The following is a 24,894-nucleotide window of genomic DNA, read 5'->3' on the forward strand; positions in this document are numbered from 1 at the left end:
CCCGGCGGACGGCGGACCCGGGAGAAACGCCGGTCCTGGAGTAGGGGACAATGGGGGCTCTGCCAGGGCGGGTTACCGCATCGCGCGGGAAGCGGCAGGCGCGGGCGAAGATCAGGGATCGCAGAGGGGACGCATGTCGGAGGCGGAGCAGTCGCGGGAGCCCCAGCGGGACACGGCCGAGGAGCCCCAGCGGGACGCCGGGCAGGATTCCGGGACGGAGCTCGAGGCGGAGTCCAAGGACTCCAAGAAGGAGCTCGGCAAGGAGCCCGAGCCGGGGCCCAAGTCGGAGTCCGTGAAGGGATCCGGGGCGGAGTCCGGGGCGGGGCCCGCGAAGGGTTCCGGGGGGTCTGACAGGGGCTCGGGGCGGGGCGCGGAGAAAGCTTCCGGTCACGGGGCCGAGGCCGGGTCCGGTGCTGGGTCTGCGGACTCCGCGGCCGGGTCTAAGGCTGGGTCTGCGGGGTCCGGTGTCGGGTCCGGGTCCAAGGCCGGGGCCGTCGCGTCCGGAGCCGGGCAGGGCGCTGCCAAGGCTGCCGCGGGCGGAAAGGGGTTCGGGCGGGAGACCGAAGGGCGGCTTCTCGCCGGGCGTTACCGGCTCGGCGGCGTGCTCGGGCGCGGTGGCATGGGCACGGTCTGGCGAGCCGTCGACGAGACGCTCGGCCGTACCGTCGCCGTGAAGGAACTGCGCTTCCCCAACAGCATCGACGAAGAAGAGAAGCGCCGGCTCATCACGCGTACGCTGCGCGAGGCCAAGGCGATCGCCCGGATCCGCAACAACAGCGCGGTGACCGTCTACGACGTCGTCGACGAGGACGACCGCCCGTGGATCGTCATGGAGCTCGTCGAGGGCAAGTCTCTCGCCGAAGCCGTACGTGAGGACGGCACGCTGACTCCGCGGCGGGCCGCCGAGGTCGGGCTGGCGATCCTCGACGTACTGCGTTCCGCGCACCGCGAGGGCATCCTGCATCGCGATGTGAAGCCGTCCAATGTGCTGATCGGCGCGGACGGGCGTGTGGTGCTCACCGACTTCGGTATCGCGCAGGTCGAGGGTGACCCGTCGATCACCTCGACCGGCATGCTCGTCGGCGCCCCTTCGTACATCTCGCCCGAGCGCGCCCGTGGCCACAAGCCCGGGCCGGCCGCCGACCTCTGGTCGCTGGGAGGCCTGCTGTACGCGAGCGTCGAGGGCTGCCCGCCGTACGACAAGGGCTCCGCGATCGCGACGCTGACCGCCGTGATGACCGAGCCGCTCGACCCGCCGAAGAACGCGGGCCCGCTGGAGGAGGTCATCTACGGCCTGCTCGCCAAGGACCCCGATCAGCGTCTCGACGACGCGGGCGCACGGGCGTTGCTCATCGATGTATTGCACGCGCCCGAGGCCCCGGAGCGGGTCGCCGAGCCGGAGCCGTCGCCCGAGGCCACCCGGGCCATCGCGCTGCCGCCGCCCCCCCCTGGGCCGCCGGAGGCGAAGCCGAAGGACCCCGCGGCCGACCGGGTGCGCGGTGCGCTGCGCTCCGTACGGAACGCGGCGGCGGCCGCGAAGCCGGAACAGAAGCCGAAGCCGCGGCCCACGCCGCAGGCACCCGCCGCGCGGCCCACGCCGCAGGCACCCGCCGCGCGGCCCACGCCGGTGCGCGCACCGCTCACCGATGTGGTGCCGCGCCGCACCCTGGTGATCATCGCGGTCCTCGCCGCGCTCGCCGTGCTGTCCACCGTGCTCTATCTGACGCTGGGCGACGACGACAAGGGCGGTAAGGGCAAGCCCAAGGGCGACAAGTCCGCTTCGGCCGGGGCCACAAACGGCGGCAAGGGCACGGACGCCGGCACGGACACCGGCAAGGGCAAGGACACGGGCACGGGCGGCGGCAAGGATGACACCGGCGGCAGCGGCGCCGCGTCCGGGCAGCCGTCGGGCAAGCCCAAGACCGACGACTCCGCGGGCGGGAACGGGCTGCCGGCCGGGTACGCGATGATGTCCAACGACCAGTTCCACTTCACCATGGCGATGCCCAAGGGCTTCAAGCTCACCGGCATCGCGGGTGAGAACTCCGGCGGGATTTTCAGCGCCGGCGGTGGATTCCCGCGCATCCAGGTCGACTTCAACCCCAGCCCCAAGGACGACGCCGCCGCTGCCTGGAATGCGGCGATGCCGGGGACCGCAGGCAGCAGCCGTGGCTACAAGCACCTCGGGATCCGCGCGGTCGAGTACAACGGCTATCCGACCGTCGCCGACTGGAAGTTCGAGCGCAATCAGGACGGCAAGCGGGTACGGATCCTCAACAGGGGCTTCAGGGTGGACGCCACGCACGGCTACTCGATCATGATCACGTGCGTGGCGAGCGAGTGGGGGAGCGCGGAGTGCGAGACGCTCCGCAAGACGGCGTTCGCCACATTCAAGCCCAAGGACTGAGCAAGGCCACGTATCGTGAGAGCTCGCGGACGGTACGCAGCCGCGAGGGGTCGTAAGAGGCCGTCAAACGACCGGAATTGACGGTTTGGTGTCGGCCTCCGGGACCAGCCGGGGGACAGCGCGCTCGTGGGGAGGCGTCGTGGACGACTATGCGGGACGGGTGCTCGCCGACCGCTACCGCCTGCCGCTGCCGCCTTCCGACGCGTACGAACTGGTCGAGACCCGCGCGTTCGACACCTACAGCGGGCAGGAAGTCCTGGTGCGGCAGGTGCCGTTACCGGAGGTCGTGGACGCAGAGGTGCTCGACGCGGACGGCATGGCCGGGGCCGCGGTACCAAGGAGAGCCCAGGGGCGCACGACGCGACGGCCCACGGACCCGGCGGTGCGGCGGGCCATCGACGCGGCGCAGGCCGCGGCACAGATCCCCGACCACCCGCGCCTGGACCAGGTCTTCGACGTCTTCGCGGAGGGCGGCTCGCTCTGGATAGTGAGCGAACGCGTCGCGGCCCGGCCGCTGGCGGCACTCCTTGCGGAGAAGCCGCTCAGTCCGTACCGCGCGGCCGAGGTCGCCTCCGATGTGCTCACCGCGCTCCGTGTGCTGCACGCGCACGGCTGGACCCACCGGAACATCACCGTCCGCACAGTGCTTGTCTGTGACGACGGGCGCGTGGTTCTGACCGGACTTGCGTCCGGCGCGGCCGAGGAGGCGCTCTGCGGATACGCCCCGGTGCCGGAGCCGCCGGAGGAGAGTGACCAGCAGGACGAGGTTATTGACGCGGAGTTGGAGCCGCTGCCTGCGGGGGGAGTTCCCGCATCGCCGGGGCGGGCCGCGCTGGAGACTGCCCGCTCGGAAGATGCGGACGACGAGGCGGATGCGGATGTCGCGGTAGATGCGGATGTCGCGGTGGATGCGGATGTCGCGGCGGATGCCGAGGATGACGGTCCGTACGAGGTTTCGCCCGCAGCGCCGGTCGCGCTGCCGGGCAGCGGGGCCCGCGGTGGTGTGCCGGATGTCCGCGCCGCCAGGGCGGGCGCGATCGCCGCGTATCGCGCGGGCGCCAGGGCCGCTGCACGCGTCAGCGAGAACCAGCGCCAGGACGAGGGGCCGGGCGATCCGGTGGACCGCCCGGTGCAGACCGGCTACGACCCGGACTGGTGGGCCCAGCGACCGGGCGACCTGCGCCCGGCCATCGATGTGGACGACATCGACGACGACGAGGACGACGGGGAGGACGAGGGCGGTTGGTATCCGGGTGACGGCTCTCGCGGTCCCGGCCACGCCCGGCTGGCCGGGACGTGGCACGACGGGCCGTTCCCGGGCAGTGAAGGACCCGGACCCGTACCCGCGGGCGGCAGCGGCATGCCCGCGGGTGGCAGGCCCGTACATGGAGTCCCCACAGGTGTGAGGCCCGCCGACGGTGAACTGCCGTACGGTGTGCGCCGGGCGGCACCGGACAGCGGCCATCGCTCCGACCGCGACCGCTCAGACCGCGACCGCTCAGACCGCTCCGGACGCTCCGAACGCGACCGCTCCGGTGGCAGCCCCTACGGTGGCGCCCGTCCCGCGCTGCCCGCCCCCCGGCCCGGAGGCGGACGCGCCCCGCAAGGCAGCGGCGACCCCTACGGCGCCCGCCCCGCCCTGCCCGGCGCCCGCTCCGGCACCCCGTCCGGCCCCCGGCCCGCCGCCCCCGCCGCAGGCAGCAGCGGGAGTTGGGAGCACGGCGGCGGCGGGGACGCACTGCGCGCAGACGCCCAGCGGCAGCCCGTCGTGGCCGGCAGCAGCGCCCCCACCGGGCGTTGGGACGAGATCGTCGCGAGCGGGGGCACCCCCGCGTACCGCGGCCCCGCCACGCCGCTCGCCGCCGAGCGCGCCCGGCAGGCGCGCATCGCGGTCGTCGGTGCCGTCACCGAGCGATGGGCGCCCGAGCAGGCCGGACCCGTCCACGAGAACTGGCAGTTGGCCGCCCCGGTCGGCCCCTCGACCGATCTGTGGGCGCTCGGTGCGCTGCTCTACCGGGCCGTGCAGGGCCATGCCCCGTACCCGGAGGAGAGTGCCGTCGAGCTGGTCCAGCTCGTCTGCGCCGAGCCGCCCGCGTTCGCCGAGGAGTGCGGTCCGCTGCGCCCCGTCGTCGAGTCGCTGCTGCGGCAGGACCCCACCGAGCGCCCGGACTTCGAGGAGCTGCGCGGCTGGCTGCGTTCGCTCGTACGGTCCGCGCCCGAGCCCGAGGCCGGTATGGACGTCGTGCCGCTGCCGGCGAGTGCCGTCGACGGCACGCGGCTGCCCGTCGTACGCCGCCGGGGCGAGCTGGTGCGCAAGCGCCGCGCCGGCTCGGCCGAGGTGGTCCACGGCCGCCACCGCCACGCGAAGTCGAAGCGGGAGCGGCGCGGACGCGGCGAGCACGGGCCGCGGGCGCTCGGCCGCACCCTCCTGCTGCTGATCCTGGTCGTCCTGGTGGCCGCCGTCGCGTACGCGGTGCTGTTCATGCCGAAGTCCGGCCAACAGCAACAGGACCAGCCGCTGCCCAAGAACGGCGCCCGCCCCCCGGCCACCAGCGCGAGCCCGGACCGCACCGCCCCGGACACCCCGCCCGCGACCTCAACCGGCAGTCCCGGGAGTGCCCAGCAGCCGCAGACCTCGGCCCCGGCCGGGAAACTCCCGGACGGCTATGCGCTGCGCAAGGACCCCGAAGGCTTCCAGATCGCCGTCGACAAGACCTGGCAGCGCCGTTCCATCAATGACAGTGGCCAAGTCCGCTACACCGACGGAAACTTCACACTGATAGTCGTCCCAGGCCGGGACCCCGTGAAGACCAACGGCAACGACCCGCTGGCATACCAGCGCGACAAGGAGCGCGAGCTCCAGCCGTTCCGGGACTCCTCCTGGGCCGGGGCGACCGGACTGCGCCGTATCGACGTCGGGCAGCAGGCCATGGCAGAGGGCCAGTTCACTTGGCAGGACGGCAGCGGCCGTGAGGTCTATGTACGCAACCTCGCCCTGATCGTCGACGGCAGCTATCACGTCATCCAGGTGATCGGTCCTGAGGACCGGCGAGACAAGGTGACGGAGGCCTACCAGGAAGCCACGAACGCCTACCGCGCGACCCGTTAGACACCTGGACACCTGCCGTACACCCGTTAGCGGGCGTTTTGCCTGTCGTTGCGCAGAGTCACAAGCATCACAGTGAGGTCACTTGAGCCATCCGAGGTTCCGCGCCCGTACTTCACCTCCGTAACCTGTGATCCCAAGGAAACGGGGCGGGGGACGTGGAACACTCTCAGAGCACGGGCGCGGGTCTCTTGCTCGCCGGGCGTTACCGGCTGAGCGAGACGATCGGCACCGGCGGCATGGGCAAGGTCTGGCGCGCACACGACGAGGTGCTGCACCGGGTCGTCGCGGTCAAGGAGCTGACCGCGGGGCGATATGCCTCCGAAGCCGACCGGATCGTCCTGCATGCCCGCACTCAGAAAGAGGCCCGGGCCGCCGCCAGGATCAGCCACCCCGGTGTCGTCACCGTCCATGACGTGCTCGAGCACGACTCGCGCCCCTGGATCGTCATGCAGTACGTCGACGGGCCTTCGCTCGCCGACGCGGCCAAGGAGTCCGGACGGATCCAGGCGCTCGAGGCCGCCCGCATCGGGCTGCACGTGCTGCGCGCGCTGGGTGCCGCGCACGCCGCCGGTGTGCTCCACCGGGATGTCAAGCCCGCCAACATACTGCTCAACCGCGACGGCCGGGTCCTGATCACCGACTTCGGGATCGCCGCGATCGAGGGCGACTCGACGATCACCCGCACCGGGGAAATAGTCGGATCCATCGATTACTTGGCTCCCGAGCGGGTGCGCGGCGCCGATCCGGGTCCCGCTTCCGACCTCTGGTCACTGGGCGCGACGCTCTACACGGCGGTGGAGGGCGAGTCGCCGTTCCGTCGCTCCTCGCCGCTCTCCACCATGCAGGCGGTGGTGGCCGAGGAGCCGCGCCACCCCGAGTCGGCCGGTCTGCTCACGCCCGTGATCATGGAGCTGCTGCGCAAGGACCCCGCCGCCCGCCCTTCGGCCGCCGAGGCCGAACGGATGCTGCTGGCGGCGATGGACGGCCGGGGGCCGGCCGCGAAGCAGCCGCAGGTGCCCACTCAGCGGACGACCCAGCGGAATGTGCGGCCCGAGACCGCCAGGATGCCCGCGCCGACGCGGCCCGCACCTGTCCCGGTTTCCGCCAACACCAATACCAACGCCGGCACCACCGCCAACACGACCGCTTCGGCGTCGGCACCGCGGCGCGGCGGCCGGCTGCGCATGGCGGCGATCGTCGTCGTACTCGCCGCCGTCGTCGGCGGCGGTGCGGGACTGGCCGCCATGAAGTACGCGGCCGGCAAGAACGGCTCGGAGAGTACGGGCACCCAGTCGACCCCGGACACCTCCCCGTCGGCGTCCGCACCGTCCGGCTGGCACCGCGTCGACGACCCGGAAGGCTTCAGCCTGCTGGTGCCGAAGGGCTGGACGCGCCAGACGGACGGCGACCAGATCGACTACACGCCCGACAACGGCCGTCACCGCATCCGGATCAGCAGCGACACCTCGCCGGACTTCGAGAATCCGTACATGCACATGCTGGACATGGAGAAGAGCGTCAAGCGCCTGCCCAAGTACCAGAAGGTGAAGCTGCGCCCCAATACCTTCCGCGGCCATACGAACTCCGCGCTCTGGGAGTTCTCCTGGACCGAGAAGACGGACTTCCCGGGCAAGCGGCGGGCCATCGACCAGATCTACTACGAGGACGACGGCACGGAGTACGCGCTCTACATGTCGGGCCCGGCCGAGGACTGGGCGACGACCCGCGAACAGTTCGACACCATGCTCGGCGGCTGGCAGCCTCCGGCATGATGGACGCAGGCTGATCGAGGGGGAGTTGCGTGTCCGAGGAATCGCGGCTGATCGCGGGCCGCTACCGGCTCCTGGACCGGCTTGGGCGCGGGGGCATGGGCACCGTGTGGCGCGCGGACGACGAGCTGCTGGGCCGTCGTGTGGCCGTCAAGGAGCTCCATCCTGACGACGGGAACTCCGGCCGTCCGGTGTCTCCGTACACCTCGGCGGCCGCACCCCTGCGTGAGGCCCGCGCCGTCGCCCGGGTCAAGCACCCGCATGTCATCGTCGTCCATGACGTGGTGGTGGACGACGGACTCGCGTACATCGTCATGGAACTGGTCGACGGCGGCTCGCTCGCCGAACGGATCTCCCGCCGGGGTCCGGTCGATGTGGCGGAGGCGGCGCGGATGGGGCTCGCGCTGCTCGGCGCGCTGCGTGCCGCGCACGGGCTCGGGGTGCTGCACCGGGATCTGAAGCCCGCCAACGTGCTGCTGGAGGAGTCCACCGGGCGGGTCGTCCTCACCGACTTCGGCATCGCGCACTTCGCCGGGGCCACCACGATCACCGAGTCGGGGTCGTTCGTCGGATCGCCGGAGTACACCGCGCCGGAGCGGATGTCGGGCGACACGGCCGGTCCCGAGTCCGATCTGTGGTCGCTCGGTGTGCTGCTGTGCGCGGCGCTCAGCGGTGAATCGCCGTTCCGCCGCGATTCCTTGGGCGGCATTCTGCACGCCGTCGTCGAGGACGAGATCCGTCCGCCCGCGCAGGCAGCCCCACTGCTGCCCGTCGTCATGGGGCTCCTCGAGCGGGACCCGGAGCGTCGGCTCGGTGCGACGGAGGCGGAGGATCTGCTGCGTACGTACATCACGACGGGCTCGCTGCCGGTGGTCGCGGCGCAGTACACACCCACCCGCCAGGACACGCGACCCGCGTCCTCGCCCCGGCAGCCGGTCGCCGCGCCGGCGCCCCCGTCCGCGCCCCGCCGCCGTGCGCCGCTCCTGGTCGCCGCCGCCCTGGTCGCCGCGCTGGCCGGAGCGGGAGGGGCGGCCGCGGTGCTGCTGCAGGACGACGGGCCGGGCGGCGCACAGGCCGGAAGAACACCGAGCCCTACGGTCGTGAGCAGTACGCCGCCGGTACGCACCGCACAGTCACCCGCCCCGGGCGCGAAGCCGACCCCCACGGTGACCGTCACCACCCCTGCCGCCGGCGCCGCCAACAGGCCCGTGGCGCCGGACGGTTACCTCACCGTGGCCGACCCGGACGGGTTCGCGCTCGCCGTCCCCGAGGGCTTTTTCCGCTCCGAGGACGACAAACGGGTCTACTTCATGGCGCCCGACAAGAGCATCAGGATCGGCGTCCGGGTGCAGAACCCCGCCTCCGACGGGCCGCTCGGCACGATGCGACGCTCGGACGCCGACGCACCGAACACCAACCCCGGCTACCGCGACGGCAAGGTCACCCCGACCACGCACAACGGACTGTCCGCCGCGCTCTGGGAGTTCACCTGGAACGGCTACTCCCAGGCCGAGGGACCCCGGCACACGTACGACATCTGCTGGGACGAGAACGGCACGATGTACGACGTCTGGGTCTCGGCGCCGGTCGGCCGACTCGACGAGGCGCGACGGCACTTCGACACCGCGCTCGACTCCTTCACGCCGCACAGATGACGCGCGGACACGGTCACGGGTCTGCATCCGCTCCGCTGGGCCGGTGGTATCCACATCCACTTATGGCCAGGATGTGAGCATGACCAACGATGGGGGACGGGCGAACGAGCCCACCAGCTATGGACTCCGGCCGCCGAACGCCGCGCAGGTGCCGTCGCAGAGCGGCGCGTACCGGCCCACGCAGGCGTCCGAGCTGCCCGGTTCCGGCTCTGGAGATGCCTCCGGTTCCGGCGCCGGTTCCGGTTCGGGCGCCGGCGTCGGTTCGGGCGCCGGGACCGATCCCGAGGTGGGCCGGCTGATCGGCGGTCGCTACCGCCTCGTCTCGCGCCTCGGACACGGCGGAATGGGCACGGTCTGGCGGGCCCGCGACGAGGTCGTGGACCGCGACGTCGCGGTCAAGGAGCCACGCCTGCCGGACCATGTGAACGAGCGCGAGCGGGACAAGGTCTATCTGCGGATGCAGCGTGAGGCGCGCGCCGCGGCCCGGATCGACCACCCTTCCGTCGTCACCATGCACGACGTGGTGATCGAGGACGCCAAACCGTGGATCGTCATGGAGCTGGTGCACGGCCAGTCGCTCGCCGACCGGCTGCAGGACGGGACGCTCGACGTTCGTGAGGCGGCCAGGATCGGTCTCGCCGTACTCGGCGCGCTCTCCGCGGCCCACGAGGCCGGCGTGCTGCATCGCGACGTCAAACCGGACAACGTCCTGCTGGGGCGCGGCGACCGGGTCGTACTGACCGACTTCGGTATCGCGCAGGTCGAGGGCGAGCAGGGGCTGACGGAGACCGGGGCCTTCGTCGGGTCGCCGGAGTTCATCGCGCCGGAGCGGGTGCTGGGTCAGCAGCCGGGTCCCGAGTCGGATCTGTGGTCGCTGGGTGTGGTGCTGTACGCGGCGGTCGAGGGCATGTCCCCGTACCGCCGCTCCAACAGCCCCGCGACGCTGCAGGCGGTGCTCTCCGCCGAGCCGCAGACGCCCGCTCGCGGTTCCGGGGCCTTCGGCACGCTGGTGATGCAACTGCTGCGCAAGGACCCGGCGATGCGGCCGGACGCCGCGGAGATCCGGCAGACGCTGGAGTCGGTGGCGCGGCCGCCGCAGATCCCGCTCGATGCGACGAGGCTTCTGGCGGGCGCCCCCGGCCAGGGCGCCGGCAGCCCGGCCGGGCGCGGGAGCCGGTGGGTGCCGCCGGTGCTGCAGGGCAACCGGCCGGCGCAATTCGGTCTCGGCGGCGGGGTGCTCGCGGTGGCTGTCGCCCTGGTCCTGATCTTCGCCGATCCCTTCGGCGGCGACGCGATCCCGGAGGGCTGGGAGGTCCGCCCGGACCGTGAGGTCGTCTCGGCGAACATCGCCGTCCCGGCGGAGTACGAGCGGGTCGAGGGCGACAGCGGCAACAGCGTCACGTACTGGGATCCGAGCGGTGTCTTCCAGGTCTACATGGAGCGCATCGAGACCAAGACCGTGGAGGGCGAGCTCAAGCCGGAGGCCGACGTCTGGCGGCAGTACTACGAGAAGGGCGGCAAGGACGGCACCGAGATCAAGGACCAGGAGGTGAGGTCCTCGTCCACGACGCAGCAGGGCAGCAAGGCGTTCGACACGCTTGTCGACTATGTGCAGTTCAGCGACTCGAACGACGACCCGATCCGGTACCGCTGGCACGAACGCGTCGTCGGCACGGGCAAGGGTGCGGACGAGGTCTACTGGCGGCTGCGGGTGGCCGGGCCCGCGGAGGGCTGGGCGGCGAGGGAGGGCGCCAAGCTCTTCGACGGGGTCGTCAAGCATCTGAAGATCCAGGATCTGTGAGCCCGGCGGGGCAGCCGGAGCCGGCAGACGGGGGCGACGGCAACAGGGGCGAGGGCGGCAGCGGTGAGGGCGGCAGCGGTGAGGGCCGGCTGATCGGCGGCCGATACCGGCTGACCGTACGTGTCGGGTCCGGCGGCATGGGCACGGTCTGGCAGGCGCGCGACGAACTCGTCGGCCGCGACTGCGCGGTGAAGGAGCCACGGCTGCCCGGCGACCCCCGCGAGCCGTCCCAGCAGCGGCTCTACGAACGGCTGCGGCGGGAGGCCAGGGCTGCCGCCCAGGTCGAGCACCCGGCGGCCGTGGCCGTCCACGATGTCGTGATGGACGGCGGACTCCCTTGGATCGTCATGGAGTTGATCCGCGGTGAATCGCTCCATGAACGGCTCAAGCGCGGTTCGCTGCCTCCGGCAGAGGCGGCACGGATCGGGCTCGCCGTGGCGGGCGCGCTGGGCGCGGCGCACACGAAGGGGATCGTCCACCGGGATGTGAAGCCCGCGAATGTGCTGCTCGGTCCGCACGGCCGGGTGGTGCTCACCGACTTCGGTATCGCGCGGATCCAGGGCGAGGAGCCGCTGACCGTGAGCGGTGAGTTCGTCGGCTCGCTCGAATTCATCGCCCCGGAGCGGATGTCGGGCATCACGGCCGTTCCGGAGTCGGATCTGTGGTCGCTGGGTGTGCTGCTGTACGCGGCAGTGGAGGGCTGGTCGCCCTTCCGCCGTACGACCCTGGAGTCGACGCTCGCCGCCATCCTCCAGGCCGAGGCCCCGAAACCGGTCCAGGCGGGCCCGCTGGCGGAGTTGATCGTCCGCCTGCTCTCGAAGGTCCCGGAACACCGTCCGTCCGTCGACGAGGTGGAGACGGAACTTGCGGCGGTCGCGGAGGGCAGCGCGTCGACGCTGCGGCCACCGGCCCCGGCGGAGACGGAGAGCCCGCCGACCCCGCCGGAGACCGAGAACCGGCCGGAGGCGGCGTGGCCAGGGTCCGAGGTGGACTGGCCCGTGGCCGGGTCCACCGGAGCCGGCCGGCTGCCCGGAAGGCGGGAGGCCCGGCAGCCGGATACGGACGACTCCGGCCCGGTCGACTCCGGCCCGGTCGACGCCGACTCCGACGCCGACGCCGACTCCGACTCCGACTCCCGGACCGTACGGCTCGGAGGCCGCGCATCCGCCCCGTCGGCCGCTCCGGGCCCCTCGACGCCACCAAGGGCCCCGGCCCGCGCCCGCGCCCGTGTCGCGCTCGCCGCAATCGCCGGGGCCGTCGCCGTCGGTATCGCGGTCTGGGCGTACGCACCCGCCTCGCCGGACACCGGCAACGACAAGCGCGCCGGCGCATCCACCCGTACCACCCCGCCGCCGATGGAGGCCCCGGAGGCATGGCAGACCTGGCGCCCCTATCTCGAGTCCCGGCTCGACGCGGAGATCTCCGTCCCCTCCACGTACACACGTGAACCCGTCACCTCCGAGGCCGAGCTCGCGAAGGACAAGGAGATCACCTTCGAGGAGCGCGGCAATCCCGTCTGGGTCGAGCTCAAGCGCGCCGGCAAGGCGACGGACACGGCCGTCCAGTGGGCGCGGGGCGAGCTGAAGTGGCTGACGGACGGCGGTCCGCGCGCGGGTGGGTTCACCGCGTCCGAGGCGAAGGGCACCGTCGTGCCGGCCAACCACCACGGCGTTGACGCGGCCCTGCTCGACGTGACGTACTTCGCGCAGGAGGGCGACACTGCGCGTCCCGTCCACCGCCTGGCGTTCTACGTCGTTACCGAGGCCGGCGAGCGCTACACGGTGCTCGTCGAGATGCCCAAGGGCGGCAGGGAAGAGGCCGCCGGGCAAGATCTGTTCCGGGGCGTACGGAAGCGGTTGAAGCTCGGAAAAGCCGAGACAAGCCCCTGATCAGGCCTTATCTGCCAGTGATCGCTGGCGCGATGGTGAGGGCCTGGTGAAAAGCCGTTACCGACGGGTACCCAAAGTTCCGGATGCGGCATACTCTCGCCCCCATGACGGACTCGCAGGCCCCCGCCGCCGCCCCCGGCACCAACCCGACAGCCGCCGCGCCGGCCGGTGCGCGCACCGCAGCCGATGTGGTCACCCCCGAGGTGGTCGCCCAGCTCACCCGTGGTGTGGTCGGCTCCGGCCGTACCGCCAACCACACCCCGTTCACCGGGGAGAAGCTGGCGGACCTGCCCGAGTCCACCCCCCAGGACGTGGCGGAGGCCTTCGAACGCGCCCGCGCCGCCCAGCCCGTCTGGGCCGCGACGTCGGCCCGCGCCCGCGCCGCCGTCCTGCTCCGCTTCCACGACCTGGTCCTGGAGCGCCAGGCCGAAGTCCTAGACCTCATCCAGCTGGAGACCGGCAAGGCCCGGCTGCACGCGCACGAAGAGGTCCAGGCCGTCGCCGTCGCCGCCCGCCACTACGGCCGCAAGGCGCCCGCCTATCTCAAGCCCAAGCGCCACACCGGTGTCGTTCCCGTCCTCACCAAGACCACCGAACTGCGCCAGCCGCGCGGCGTCATCGGCCAGATCGCGCCCTGGAACTACCCGTTGGAGCTCTCCGTCGGTGATGCGCTGCCCGCGTTCGTCTCCGGCAACGCCGTCGTGATGAAGCCCGACACCGAGACCGCGCTCACCGCGCTGTGGGCCCGCGATCTGCTCATCGAGGCGGGCCTGCCCGCCGGCGTCTTCCAGGTCGTTCTCGGCGAAGGGCCGGTCGTCGGCCCCGAGGTCGTCAAGCACGCCGACTATGTCTCCTTCACCGGCTCCACCCGCACCGGCCGCGAGGTCGCCCAGGGCGCCGCGGCCCGCCTGGTCGGTGTCTCCCTCGAACTCGGCGGCAAGAACGCCATGCTGGTGCTGAAGGACGCGGACATCGAGAAGGCCGCGGCCGGAGCGGTACGCGCCTGCTTCTCCTCCGCCGGCCAGCTGTGCATCTCCATCGAGCGGCTGTACGTGCACGAGTCGATCGCCGACGCGTTCGTGGAGCGCTTCGCCACCCGTACGAAGGCGATGCGCCTCGGCAAGTCCCTCGCGTACGGCGCCGACATGGGCTCGCTCGTCGGCGAGCGCCAGCTGGAGACCGTCACCCGCCATGTCGAGGAGGCCGTCGCCAAGGGCGCGACGCTCGTCGCGGGCGGCGTCGCCCGCCCCGACATCGGCCCGCTGTTCTACGAGCCGACCATCCTCGACGGCGTCGAGGCGCCGATGGCCGTCTGCACCGAGGAGACCTTCGGCCCGGTCGTCTCCATCTACCGCTTCACGGACGAGGACAAGGTCGTCGAGCAGGCGAACGCCACTCCGTACGGGCTGAATTCGAGCGTCTGGACCAAGGACGGCAAGCGCGGCCACGCGGTCGCGGCGAAGCTGCGCACCGGCACGGTCAATATCAATGAGGGCTACGCCCCGGCGTACGGCAGCGTGCAGTCCCCGATGGGCGGCATGAAGGACTCCGGCCTCAGTCGGCGGCACGGCTCCGAGGGCATCCTCAAGTACACCGAGGCACAGACCGTCGCCCAGCAGCGACTGATGCCGCTGGCGCCGTCCTTCGGCATGGACGACGAGAAGTACGCCGCGTTCATGAGCCTCAGCCTGAAGGCGATGAAGGCCCTGCGCCTGCGCTAGTTTCCGCTGTTTTCGTACGAGGAGAGCCATGTCCCAGGTACCCCCTGCCCAGAATCAGGCCGCCGAGAGTGACGAACAACTGCTCTCCGAATCGGTTTCCGAGTCGGTTTCCGAGTCGGTTTCCGAAGCGGTCTCCGACCAGGCCTTCGACCCGGCGTACGACTACGACGTCATCGTCGTCGGCTCGGGCTTCGGCGGTTCGGTCACCGCGCTGCGGCTGACCGAGAAGGGCTACCGGGTCGGGGTCCTGGAGGCGGGCCGCCGCTTCACCCGCGAGACTCTGCCCAAGAATTCCTGGGACATCAAGAACTATCTGTGGGCGCCCCCGCTCGGCCTGTACGGGATCCAGCGCGTGCATCTGCTCGGCAAGGTGATGGTGCTGGCGGGCGCGGGTGTCGGCGGCGGCTCGCTCAACTACGCCAACACGCTGTACGTACCGCCCGCTCCCTTCTTCGAGGACCCGCAGTGGAAGGACATCACTGACTGGCAGGAGGAGCTGTCGCCGTACTACGACCAGGCCAAGCGGATGCTGGGCGTACGGCTCAACCCGACGATGACCCCCTCCGACGTGCATCTCAAGGCGACGGCGCAGGCGATGGGTGTCGGCGACAGCTTCCACATGGCCCCGGTCGGCGTCTTCTTCGGCGACGGCGAGGACGCCGACGGTACGTCGAAGGCCGGTCCGGGCTCGACGGTCGATGACCCGTACTTCGGGGGCGCGGGCCCGTCGCGCAAGGCGTGCACCGAGTGCGGCGAGTGCATGACGGGCTGCCGGCACGGCGCGAAGAACACCCTCAACGAGAACTACCTCTACCTGGCCGAGAAGGCCGGGGCCGTCATCCACCCGATGACGACGGTCGCCTCGATCAGCGAGGACCCGGAGGGCGGCTTCCACGTCACGACGGTCCCGACGGACGCCCGCAAGAAGGCCGAGCCGAAGCTGCTGAGGGCCGGGCGCGTGGTCGTGGCGGCGGGCACGTACGGCACCCAGACCCTGCTGCACACCATGAAGGACCAGGGTCTGCTGCCGCATATCTCGGCCCGGCTCGGCGAGCTGACCCGTACCAACTCCGAGGCGATCGTCGGCGCCCAGACCGACAACCGCCGCTACCGCAAGCGGCACGGCGTGGACAAGGTCGACTTCACACGCGGAGTGGCGATCACGTCCTCGGTCCACCCCGACGAGAACACCCATATCGAGCCGGTCCGCTACGGCAGGGGCTCGAACGCGATGGGTGCGATGACGATCCTCCAGGTTCCGTACCGTGCGCGGGCGCGGGTCGCGGGCTGGTTCGGCAATATGGCCAGGCACCCCTGGCTCGCGGCCCGCGCGCTCTCCAACCGCCGCTGGTCGGAGCGGACCATCATCGGGCTGGTCATGCAGTCGCTGGACAACTCGCTGACCACGTACCGCAAGCCGGGCGGTATCGGAAAGGGCCTGCTCACCGCCCGCCAGGGCCACGGCGCACCGAACCCGAACCAGATTCCCGAGGCGACGCGCGCGGCCTCGCTGCTCGCCGAGGAGATCAACGGCTTCGCGGGGTCCAACATCGGCGAGCTGATGGGCACCCCGCTGACGGCCCACTTCCTGGGCGGCTGCCCGATCGGGGCCTCGGCAGAGGAAGGCGTCATCGATCCGTACCACCGGCTCTACGGCCACCCGGGCATCTCGGTCGTCGACGGCGCCGCGGTCTCGGCGAACCTCGGTGTGAACCCGTCCCTGACCATTACGGCGCAGGCCGAGCGGGCGATGTCGTTCTGGCCCAACAAGGGCGAGGAGGACCCGCGTCCGGCACAGGGCGCGGCGTACGAACGGCTGGCGGCGGTCGCGCCGAAGTCACCGGCGGTCCCGGAGGAGGCGTTCGGCGCGCTGAAGCTGCCGTTCCTGGGCATCCCGGCGGTCCCGCCGAAGAAGTGACCCGGCCTCCGGACGTCGTACGAAGGCCGGAGGTACGAAGGTTGGAACGCGCGAAGGCCGCTGCACCCCCCTCCGAGTGCAGCGGCCTTCTGGCGTGTGGGCCCGGTGTTACGCGGTGGCGTCGCCGCTGCGGCGGCGCTTCATCGCGAAGACGACACCGGCACCGGCGACGATGGCGATGCCACCGGCGATACCGACGGTCGGCAGCATGGAGCTGGAACCGGTCTCGGCGAGGTTGCCGGTGACCGGGATCTCCTTGGAGCCACCCTGCGGCTTGACGTCCTTCGGCTTCTCACCGCTCGGCTTGGCGTCGTCGACGTCGCCCGCGTTGCTGCCGGCCTTGAGAACGTCGAACTCGTAGAACTCGCTGTCCTCGAAGCAGTCCTCGCCCTTGTCGTAACCGCCGGCGGCGAGGGCGATGCCCTTGCCCGCAGGGGCCGCCTTGTCGATGCGAACGCGCAGCTTGATCGAGCGCTTCTCGGCCTTCTTGAGGTCGATCACGTCGAAGTAGAAGCCGTTGTTCATCCCGGAGAGGTTGCCGCCCGCCTTCCACTCACCGGACGACTTGTCGAAGTACTCGAAGTGCGCGTACTTCTCGATCAGGCGGTCCTGCTCGCCGCCGATCAGGTCGTCCTCGTACGAGGCGAAGGTGAAGAGACCGAAGTTCTCGATCTTCTCCTTGCTGTTGTTCTTGACGTCGAGGCTGAACTTCTTCCAGCCACCGCCCGCGACGATCTTGTTCGGGAAGCCGGAGAGCTTCACGTCGACCGCGGATGCCTTGCACTCGAAGTCCGGGTCCTCGTCGCCCTCGCCCGGCTCGCCGGCGGTGGCGCTCGGCGTCGCTGCGGCCGAGCTCGCGGGGGTGCTCGGCGTCGCGGCGGGCGAGCTCGGCGTGTTGGCCGGCGCGCTCGGCGTCGTGGCCGGGGTGCTGCTCGGCGCCTCCGACGGGGCGCTCGGGGACTCCGATGGGGTGCTGCTCGCCGTCTCGGTCGGCGTCGGCGACGGGTCCGCGAACGCGGCCGGAGCCGACAGGAGCGCGGCGGGTGCTATGACAGCGGTCGCTGCAGCGACGGCCATAGCGCGGCGAAGCTTCATTAAGACCTCAGTGAAGTCCGGCGTACCGCATGACGCGGCACGGAGTCTGGTGGGCCTACCGAGGTGGGGGTACACGGGTGAGGCCGTTGTTTCGCATGCATGACCTGTGACCAGCCTGAATAGTTGCCCTGGGACTCACAGAAACTTTATGTGACACCCGTCACGCGCAGCCTTCTGCTCCTGGCCGGGTCGAACTCGTGGTGCCTTCCGGCCTCTTGCCGTCCCGCGGCAATTTCAGCACCCACTGATGAGAGTCCTGATGAGACGTTTTGGCTTCGCTGTCGTTGCCGCGGTCTGCCTTGTGACACTGGCCTTGGGTGCAGCCGCGTGTTCGGGCGCCGACGGCGATGGCGCAGGGAGCGCCGCACCCACGGCGTCTTCGTCATCGCCGTCGACCACACTCCCGACGCCGTCCGTGCGCCTTTCGCCCAGCAGCGATACGACCGCTACCCCCAAGACGAAGGCCGTGCCCAGCCTGACGGCGAAGCCGCGCAGGACGAAGGCGGCGGGCGGTCGGAGCAGCAGCGGCGGGCAGTCGTCGGCGTCGGCTGTGCCGCAGAACCCCAACCGCGGCCCCAACCCACCGCCCGCGCCGCCGGCCCCCGAGCCGACGGCGGAGTGGAGCGACGCCAACTGGAAGCCGGGCGACCCTTACGCGACGAGGTAGCCCCGCACGGGACAAGCAAGGGCCCCGCGGATGCATGATCCGCGGGGCCCTTGGCGGTCAGCACCGACGTCAGGGCAGCGCCGGTGCCGAGGTGCGGCGCCGGGGGGTAGCGCCGCGTGGGGAGGGTCGCCGACCCGGCGCACTTGGGGCGCGCGAGTGGTATCGACCTTTGGCAATATGGCTGCGCAGAGTGGGGACGCGCTTGTCTTGCATCGTGCGGGATGGGCTGCGGCCTGCGCAACCGTTTCGACCGGATGCGGTCGGCCCCGGGCGTCCCCGGAGCCGACCGCCCTTGGGGTGACCGGGCTGCTGTCCCCTGCCGACCGGTCACGCGCGCTGGGGCGAGGTCCCACGACGTACTTGCAGTACGTCACACGCCCCAGCGGAGCCACGCGTGGTTTCCTTCATGACCCGCCCCTGGCTGGCACGGATATCGGTACCAACGAAGCCCCGGCGCGTGCAGTCACGCGCCGTACGGGTGAGAGTGCGCCCGAACTCAGGTCCGTGCGCGGATGTCTGCGCAGGCTCGGACACGGCCTCAGATCCGGCCCCGGCAGAGCTCGAGCAGCGTCATCGCGAGCGCCGTTCCCGGCTTTCCGAGCGCGTCGCGGAAATGGCTGAGAACCTCCATTTCGCGCGACAGACTCACCCGGCGGCCGCCGGAGGAGATCCGGGCTTCCTGGATGACGGCCGAGACGGCCATCCGTTCCTGGATCAGCCCGATGATCCGGTCGTCGAGCGTGTCGATGCGGCTGCGGGCGTCGCCGATGAGGGAAGCGGCCTCTTCGGTACGGGCTCCGGTGTCGGTCGTGACGGTCATGCGGGGCTCCTTGTCGGGGACGGTGCCCCGGAGCGGCAAGGCCCGGAAATGACAGAACGCCCCGGGCCTTGTCGGCCCGGGGCGCCTGGGAAGTTGCTTGTCAGTGGCTCAAGCAGCACGACCATGGCAGCCGGACGGGCCGGTGCCATAGGTAAAGACGAAGGTCAGCTGCTTGTGCATGGGTGGAGTATGGACCTCCCGCCGTCCGCGGCCAAACCCGGGTTCGGATGGTGAGACGAAAAGCGGGTCCGCCACGCCGGTAGAATCGACAAATACCGACCCCCTCCCACCGCCGGAAGGCCGCCACCCGTGCCAGCAGCACCCTCCGCCGCCCCCGACAGCAACGCTCCGGACGTCGTCCTCGTTGTTGACTTCGGCGCGCAGTACGCACAGCTCATCGCCCGCCGCGTCCGTGAGGCCCGGGTCTACAGCGAGATCGTCCCGTCCACGATGCCCGTGGCCGAGATGCTGGCCAAGAACCCGAAGGCGATCATCCTCTCCGGCGGCCCGTCCTCCGTGTACGCGGAAGGCGCCCCGCGCCTCGACCGCGCGATCTTCGAGGCCGGGGTCCCCGTCTTCGGCATGTGCTACGGCTTCCAGCTGATGGCCACGACGCTCGGCGGGACCGTCGACAACACGGGAGCGCGTGAGTACGGCCGTACGCCGCTGCATGTCTCCAAGACCGGCTCGACGCTCTTCGAGGGCACCCCGGCCGAGCAGCCTGTGTGGATGTCGCACGGCGACGCCTGCTCCGCCGCCCCGGAGGGCTTCACGGTCACCGCGTCCACGGACGTGGTGCCGGTCGCGGCCTTCGAGAACGACGAGAAGAAGCTGTACGGCGTCCAGCACCACCCCGAGGTGATGCACTCCACGTACGGCCAGCAGGTCCTGGAGCACTTCCTCTACCGCGGCGCCGGCATCGAGCCGAACTGGACCACCGGCAATGTCATCGAGGAGCAGGTCTCGGCGATCCGGGAGCAGGTCGGCACCAAGCGCGCCATCTGCGGTCTGTCCGGCGGCGTGGACTCCGCGGTCGCCGCTGCACTCGTGCAGAAGGCCATCGGCTCCCAGCTGACCTGCGTGTACGTCGACCACGGCCTGATGCGCAAGGGCGAGACGGAGCAGGTCGAGAAGGACTTCGTCGCGGCGACCGGCGTGCAGCTGAAGGTCGTCGACGCGCAGGAGCGGTTCCTGAAGGCGCTGGCCGGGGTGTCCGACCCCGAGGAGAAGCGCAAGATCATCGGGCGCGAGTTCATCCGGGTCTTCGAGCAGGCGCAGGCCGAGATCATCGCCGAGGCCGCGCATGGCGAGGACGTCGCCTTCCTCGTGCAGGGCACGCTCTACCCGGACGTGGTCGAGTCCGGCGGCGGCACCGGCACCGCCAACATCAAGTCCCACCACAACGTCGGCGGCCTGCCCGAGGACCTCGAGTTCGAGCTCGTCGAGCCGCTGCGCAAGCTGTTCAAGGACGAGGTCCGGATGGTCGGCCAGGAGCTCGGCCTGCCGGACGAGATCGTCCAGCGCCAGCCCTTCCCGGGCCCGGGCCTCGGCATCCGTATCGTCGGCGAGGTCACCAAGGACCGCCTCGACCTGCTGCGCGAGGCGGACGCGATCGCCCGCGAGGAGCTGACGGCGGCCGGTCTGGACCGTGACATCTGGCAGTGCCCGGTGGTGCTGCTCGCCGATGTGCGCTCCGTGGGCGTACAGGGCGACGGCCGCACCTACGGCCACCCGATCGTGCTCCGGCCCGTCTCGTCCGAGGACGCGATGACGGCGGACTGGACGCGGATGCCGTACGACGTGCTGGCGAAGATCTCGACCCGTATCACCAACGAGGTGGCGGACGTGAACCGCGTGGTGCTGGATGTGACCTCCAAGCCGCCGGGCACCATCGAGTGGGAGTAACCCTCTCTGCAGGCTCAACGCCGACGCCGTCGCTCATTCGTTTGAGCGGCGGCGTTGTCGTATGGGCTGGGTACGCTGACCGTACGGCCCAGAATCCCGTCCATGGGAGGAACCATGACCGCTGAGATCGCGCACCCCTGGCCGGTGCCGCCGCAGGACGGTTACACCGTGGACGACCTGCTGACGCTGCCCGACCTCCCGCCGCACACGGAGTTGATCGACGGGAGCCTGGTCTTCGTGAGTCCGCAGAGGAGTTTTCACAGTCTGGTGAACGACCTGCTGATGCATGGCCTGCGCAGGACGGTGCCCGATGATCTGCGGGTGCGGCGGGAGATGACTGTGGTGATCGACAAGCGCCAGGGGCCGGAGCCGGACGTCTCGGTGATCCGGGCGGAGGCTGTGACCAGTTCGAACGAGACGCATTACAACGCGAAGGATGTCGTACTCGTAGTCGAGACGGTGTCACCGGACTCGGAGGAGCGCGACCGCAAGCGCAAGCCGCAGCTGTACGCGGAGGCGGGCGTCCCGCACTTTTGGCGGGTGGAGTCCGGCGAGGGCGGCCGCCCGGTCGTGTACGTCTATGAATTGGACCCGGCGACGAAGGCGTATGCCCCCTCCGGCATCCACCACGACCGGCTCAAGCTCTCCGTTCCCTTCACCATCGACATCGACCTGGCGGAGATCGACAACCTGTAGCTCTCTTCAGCTCTCTTCAGGCTTCTCCAGCTCGAAGTCGTCGAAGTGGAACCCCGGCGCCACGATGCAGGTGACCAGGACCGGCTCGGCACCTGCCGGGTCCGCCGACTGCCAGGTGCCCGCCGGGACCAGGAGCTGGGGCTGTTCGCCGGATTCGACCGAGGGACCCAGGGTCAGGGTCGTGGCTTCGCCCGGCTCGTTGCCCATGCCGCCGAGGTGCAGATTCAGCGGGCCGCCCCGGTGCCACAGCCAGAGTTCGTCGGAGCGTACGCGGTGCCAGCACGAGCTCTCGCCGGGGTGGAGCAGGAAGTAGATACCGGTCGCGTACGCGCGCGGGCCCGGGTAGCCCGGCGGGGTCGTCGAGCCGGCCGTCTTCCAGGTCTCCTTGAACCAGCCGCCCTCGATGTGCTTCTCGAGGCCGAGGAGAGAGACCAGGGGGGATGTCGGTTCGGTCATGGGCGCATTCTCGTGGAAGCCGTGCGAGGCGCGTGAAGTCTCTGGTCAGTTGCGGTACCCGAAGGTAGCTTCCCAGCCATGACTGAGACGCCCGCTCCGATCCCCGTCGAGCAGCTGCGATTCGCCATGCCGCCCGTGCATGAGTCCGTCGTGGACGAGCGGGCGTACCGGAAGGAGCGGCTCGCCGGGGCGCTGCGGCTGTTCGGGCGTTTCGGGTACGAGGACGGGGTGTCCGGCCATATCACCGCACGGGACCCGGAGTTCACCGACTGCTTCTGGGTGAACCCCTTCGGCGTGCCGTTCGCGCATGTCGCCGCCGGTGATCTGATCCTCGTGAACGGGGAGGGGCAGGTCGTCGTGGGGCGGTACCACGTCAACCAGGCCGCGTTCGCCGTACACGCCCAGGTGCACCGCGCCCGGCCCGAGATCGTCGCTGTCGCGCACACCCACTCCGTGCACGGGCGGGCACTGTCCGCGCTCGGCGAGCTGATCGAGCCGATCACCCAGGAAGCCTGCGGTTTCTACGAGGACCACGCCCTGGTCGACAGATACACCGGAGTGGTCGTCGACGAGGAGGAGGGGCGGCGGATCGCCGGTGCCCTCGGTGCGTACAAGGCCGTCATCCTGCGCAACCACGGGCTGCTGACCGTAGGCGACTCGGTGGACGCGGCAGCCTGGTGGTTCATCTCCATGGAGCGCTGCGCGCAGGTTCAGCTCGCGGCGCGGGCGGCGGGCAAGCCCCTGCTGATCGAGCACCGGGACGCGGTCGCCACGCGCGAGCAGCTCGGCACCGATCTGGTCGCATGGATCAACTACCAGCCCCTGTGGCGGCAGATCAGCCGGGCCGAGCCCGACCTCGTGCAATAGGGAGTGGTCAACCGGGCAATGGCGGATTCACCCGCTGTGGCCTCGGGCGCCGCGGGAGGCGCCCCTTCCGTACGGCACAATTCCCAGCAATCAAAGGGAAGTTCAGTCGGTGCGGGGCGGGGAAGGTGGCGTCGGTCGTGGCGGTGCAAGAAGCGGGACAGTGCGACGAATGTACGCACGGGGCGCGCGAAGGGCATCGGCGGGCAGTGGCAGCCTTCCTCGCCAAGCGGGACGAGCTGGCCACCGGGCAGGGATTACCGGTCGCTCTCTCGCACTCGCCGGTCGCCTCGCGCCAGTGGGTGTCGGACGAGCTGACGCAGTCGGCGCGCACTGTCGCCGATCGCAGCCGTGAGGCGGGCGAGGTCTGGCTCCAACTGGTCTGGTGCCGCACGCTGCTGGTCGTATGGGCCGGTCTCGCGATCCTGGCGCTGGGGCAGACGGTGACCGCGATCGGCGCGGGCTGGACCGGTGCGCGAACGGCAGGGTTGCTCGCCGCGCTCACCGTCGGTGGGCTGCTGACCGGCGCGGCACGGCTGCACAGGTCGCGCGGCGGGCTTCTCGCGCCGCTGATCGGCGAGGACAACCGCCTCTCGACCTCGCGCGCGGTCGCCACGGTCTGGGTGCTGCTCGCCGTCTTCGCCGTCCTTGTGCTGGCCCTCCAGCTGGCGTTGGCCTCGTCCGCCGCCCATCGGGACGCGCTGATCGAAGGGCTCGACCTGGCCCGCGGCGCAGGCATGCTCTCCGTCCTCGCGCTCGTGTGCGCGATCGCCGTCGTCGTACGCCGTGTGGTCGCCGTACGCGTCCTCGGCAAGCGGCTGCAGAAGGTGCGTGCCGACCGCCCGAGGCTGGCCGATCTGCTCTGCGACGACGCCGGCCGCGGCAGCTTCGCGGATGTGCAGTACGTGCTGGTGAGCGCCGCTGCGGTGATCTTCGCGCTGGTTCGGCTCGCCCGCCGGCCCGAGCAGCTGCCCGACCTGCCGTGGGGGCTCGCGCTGCTGGTCGCGGTCTCGGCGATGACGTACTTCGCCGGGAAGCACGCGGAAGGAGGCCGGCCCGTCGTGTTCGCGGTCGTCCGGGCCCGCGAGGCCGGGGACCTGGACGCCCCGATCCGTACCGGCGACGACATCGAGATCCGCGGCGCCGGCTTCGTACCGCCGGGCGCCGGGGCCCCCGACCGGCTCGCCCGTATGGTCGTACGCATCGGCGCCGTCCATGTCCATGTCCCGCTGATCCCGGTCACCGGCGGTTTCGCCAACCCGACCGACACGGTGCTCACCGTGCCGGTCCCGGCGGAGGTCGAGCCAGGGCGGGTGGATGTGCAGGTGGTGACGGCATCGGGAGCGGAGAGCAACCGCTGCGCCATCGAGGTGACGGACTGACCGGCGGGCAGGCTGTTGTCACAGAGTGAGCCGCACGTCTGGTGAGCCGCGCGGCTTCGTCGTACGTATGGTCAGTTGACGGGTCAACCGAAGGTGGGACCAGCGATGACACACACATATCGGACGACAGCGACCTACGGCACGGTCGACGGAGGCGGCGGACGCGGCGGCTTGAGAGAGCGGGCGGGACACTACGCCCTTCTGCCGCTGCGGATCTTCCTCGGCGTGACCTTCATCTATGCGGGCATCGACAAGCTCACGGACAGTCAGTTCATGGCGGCGAGCGGAGCCGGTTCCGTCGGCGACCTCATGCGCAGCGTGCGCGACACCTCCGCCGTGCCTGCCCTTGTCGATCTGGCGCTCAAGAACCCCGAGGGTTTCGGCTACGCCATCGCCTTCGGTGAGCTCGCCGTCGGCATCGGCGCCCTCGTCGGACTGCTGGCCCGGCTGGCCGCGCTCGGCGGGGCGCTCATCTCGCTGAGCCTGTGGCTGACCGTGAGCTGGCAGACCGAGCCGTACTACTACGGCAACGACCTCGCCTATCTGATGGCCTGGCTGCCGCTGGTGCTCGCCGGCGCTCCGCTGCTCTCGCTCGACGCGCTGTTGGCCAAACGGCGGCGCCGGATGCCGTAGTACGTCAGGCTCACCGCCCCGGCCAGGAACAGACCGCCGAAAACGACCGGGAACACCACATAGAACGGTGTCTGCCAGGAGCCGGCCGCATCGCCCGCGTACAGCAG

17 protein-coding genes are annotated in these 24,894 nt (G+C 70.9%); 14 read left to right on the forward strand and 3 right to left on the reverse strand.

Features of this window, described 5'->3' with window-relative positions; translation table 11 throughout:
• Positions 1-133: 133 nt before the first annotated feature.
• The 8 genes from ACFYXH_RS01500 (at position 134) to ACFYXH_RS01535 (ending at position 16,269) form a co-directional block, all read left to right on the forward strand.
• A complete protein-coding gene (locus ACFYXH_RS01500) occupies positions 134-2,407 on the forward strand; it encodes a protein kinase (protein ID WP_389559622.1) in 2,274 nt (757 codons plus the stop codon).
• Positions 2,408-2,546: 139 nt separating this feature from the next.
• Positions 2,547-5,516, forward strand: coding sequence for a protein kinase (locus ACFYXH_RS01505; RefSeq protein WP_389559624.1), 2,970 nt, complete (start codon positions 2,547-2,549; stop codon positions 5,514-5,516).
• Between the two features lie 155 nt (positions 5,517-5,671).
• The gene (locus ACFYXH_RS01510) at positions 5,672-7,288 is read left to right on the forward strand and encodes a serine/threonine-protein kinase (protein WP_389559625.1); all 1,617 of its coding nucleotides are present in this window, start codon (positions 5,672-5,674) and stop codon (positions 7,286-7,288) included.
• Positions 7,289-7,317: 29 nt separating this feature from the next.
• The gene (locus ACFYXH_RS01515) at positions 7,318-8,940 is read left to right on the forward strand and encodes a serine/threonine-protein kinase (protein ID WP_389559627.1); all 1,623 of its coding nucleotides are present in this window, start codon (positions 7,318-7,320) and stop codon (positions 8,938-8,940) included.
• A 79-nt stretch (positions 8,941-9,019) separates the two neighbouring features.
• Positions 9,020-10,741: a serine/threonine-protein kinase gene (locus ACFYXH_RS01520; RefSeq protein ID WP_389559629.1), complete on the forward strand. Its 1,722-nt coding sequence runs from the start codon at positions 9,020-9,022 to the stop codon at positions 10,739-10,741.
• On the forward strand, positions 10,738-12,630 hold the full coding sequence (locus ACFYXH_RS01525; RefSeq protein ID WP_389559630.1) for a protein kinase: 1,893 nt from the start codon (positions 10,738-10,740) through the stop codon (positions 12,628-12,630). The genes ACFYXH_RS01520 and ACFYXH_RS01525 overlap by 4 nt, the downstream gene beginning before the upstream one ends.
• A 104-nt stretch (positions 12,631-12,734) precedes the next feature.
• Positions 12,735-14,351, forward strand: coding sequence for a succinic semialdehyde dehydrogenase (locus ACFYXH_RS01530; RefSeq protein WP_389559632.1), 1,617 nt, complete (start codon positions 12,735-12,737; stop codon positions 14,349-14,351).
• Positions 14,352-14,379: 28 nt separating this feature from the next.
• Complete coding sequence (locus tag ACFYXH_RS01535) at positions 14,380-16,269, forward strand: GMC oxidoreductase (RefSeq protein WP_389559634.1); 1,890 nt, start codon at positions 14,380-14,382, stop codon at positions 16,267-16,269.
• Between the two features lie 108 nt (positions 16,270-16,377).
• On the opposite strand, the gene ACFYXH_RS01540 is transcribed toward ACFYXH_RS01535, so the two are convergent.
• Positions 16,378-17,346, reverse strand: coding sequence for an LPXTG cell wall anchor domain-containing protein (locus tag ACFYXH_RS01540; protein ID WP_389559636.1), 969 nt, complete (start codon positions 17,344-17,346; stop codon positions 16,378-16,380).
• Positions 17,347-17,830: 484 nt separating this feature from the next.
• Here ACFYXH_RS01540 and ACFYXH_RS01545 point away from each other — a divergent pair, with 484 nt between their 5' ends.
• Positions 17,831-18,031, forward strand: coding sequence for a hypothetical protein (locus ACFYXH_RS01545; protein ID WP_389559638.1), 201 nt, complete (start codon positions 17,831-17,833; stop codon positions 18,029-18,031).
• 538 nt (positions 18,032-18,569) lie between these two features.
• Here ACFYXH_RS01545 and ACFYXH_RS01550 read toward each other — a convergent pair.
• Positions 18,570-18,851: a chorismate mutase gene (locus tag ACFYXH_RS01550; protein ID WP_389559640.1), complete on the reverse strand. Its 282-nt coding sequence runs from the start codon at positions 18,849-18,851 to the stop codon at positions 18,570-18,572.
• A 309-nt stretch (positions 18,852-19,160) separates the two neighbouring features.
• Between ACFYXH_RS01550 and guaA the strand changes: the two genes are divergently transcribed.
• Positions 19,161-20,756, forward strand: a complete 1,596-nt coding sequence (gene guaA, locus ACFYXH_RS01555; protein ID WP_389559642.1) for a glutamine-hydrolyzing GMP synthase — start codon at positions 19,161-19,163, stop codon at positions 20,754-20,756.
• Positions 20,757-20,870: 114 nt separating this feature from the next.
• On the forward strand, positions 20,871-21,452 hold the full coding sequence (locus tag ACFYXH_RS01560) for a Uma2 family endonuclease (RefSeq protein ID WP_389559644.1): 582 nt from the start codon (positions 20,871-20,873) through the stop codon (positions 21,450-21,452).
• Between the two features lie 6 nt (positions 21,453-21,458).
• On the opposite strand, the gene ACFYXH_RS01565 is transcribed toward ACFYXH_RS01560, so the two are convergent.
• Entirely contained in the window at positions 21,459-21,908 is a 450-nt protein-coding gene (locus ACFYXH_RS01565) for a cupin domain-containing protein (protein WP_389559646.1), read from the reverse strand.
• A 78-nt stretch (positions 21,909-21,986) separates the two neighbouring features.
• Here ACFYXH_RS01565 and ACFYXH_RS01570 point away from each other — a divergent pair, with 78 nt between their 5' ends.
• The 3 genes from ACFYXH_RS01570 (at position 21,987) to ACFYXH_RS01580 (ending at position 24,787) form a co-directional block, all read left to right on the forward strand.
• Positions 21,987-22,775 carry a class II aldolase/adducin family protein gene (locus tag ACFYXH_RS01570; RefSeq protein ID WP_389559648.1) on the forward strand — a complete coding sequence of 263 codons (789 nt, stop codon included), beginning with the start codon at positions 21,987-21,989 and terminating at the stop codon, positions 22,773-22,775.
• Between the two features lie 206 nt (positions 22,776-22,981).
• A complete protein-coding gene (locus ACFYXH_RS01575; RefSeq protein WP_389559650.1) occupies positions 22,982-24,154 on the forward strand; it encodes a hypothetical protein in 1,173 nt (390 codons plus the stop codon).
• A gap of 105 nt (positions 24,155-24,259) precedes the next feature.
• Positions 24,260-24,787, forward strand: a complete 528-nt coding sequence (locus ACFYXH_RS01580; protein ID WP_389559652.1) for a DoxX family protein — start codon at positions 24,260-24,262, stop codon at positions 24,785-24,787.
• Positions 24,788-24,894 lie beyond the last annotated feature (107 nt).

This window comes from Streptomyces sp. NPDC002730 (assembly GCF_042888805.1).
Lineage (GTDB): Bacteria > Actinomycetota > Actinomycetes > Streptomycetales > Streptomycetaceae > Streptomyces.

Bases quoted from the DNA above. Each gene is read 5' to 3' on its own strand.
- ACFYXH_RS01550 (WP_389559640.1), bottom strand. From the start codon at position 18,851: ATGACCGTCACGACCGACACCGGAGCCCGTACCGAAGAGGCCGCTTCC.
- ACFYXH_RS01535 (WP_389559634.1), top strand. From the start codon at position 14,380: ATGTCCCAGGTACCCCCTGCCCAGAATCAGGCCGCCGAGAGTGACGAA.
- ACFYXH_RS01500 (WP_389559622.1), top strand. From the start codon at position 134: ATGTCGGAGGCGGAGCAGTCGCGGGAGCCCCAGCGGGACACGGCCGAG.
- ACFYXH_RS01565 (WP_389559646.1), bottom strand. From the start codon at position 21,908: ATGACCGAACCGACATCCCCCCTGGTCTCTCTCCTCGGCCTCGAGAAG.
- ACFYXH_RS01560 (WP_389559644.1), top strand. From the start codon at position 20,871: ATGACCGCTGAGATCGCGCACCCCTGGCCGGTGCCGCCGCAGGACGGT.
- ACFYXH_RS01530 (WP_389559632.1), top strand. From the start codon at position 12,735: ATGACGGACTCGCAGGCCCCCGCCGCCGCCCCCGGCACCAACCCGACA.
- ACFYXH_RS01570 (WP_389559648.1), top strand. From the start codon at position 21,987: ATGACTGAGACGCCCGCTCCGATCCCCGTCGAGCAGCTGCGATTCGCC.
- ACFYXH_RS01580 (WP_389559652.1), top strand. From the start codon at position 24,260: ATGACACACACATATCGGACGACAGCGACCTACGGCACGGTCGACGGA.
- ACFYXH_RS01540 (WP_389559636.1), bottom strand. From the start codon at position 17,346: ATGGCCGTCGCTGCAGCGACCGCTGTCATAGCACCCGCCGCGCTCCTG.
- ACFYXH_RS01520 (WP_389559629.1), top strand. From the start codon at position 9,020: ATGACCAACGATGGGGGACGGGCGAACGAGCCCACCAGCTATGGACTC.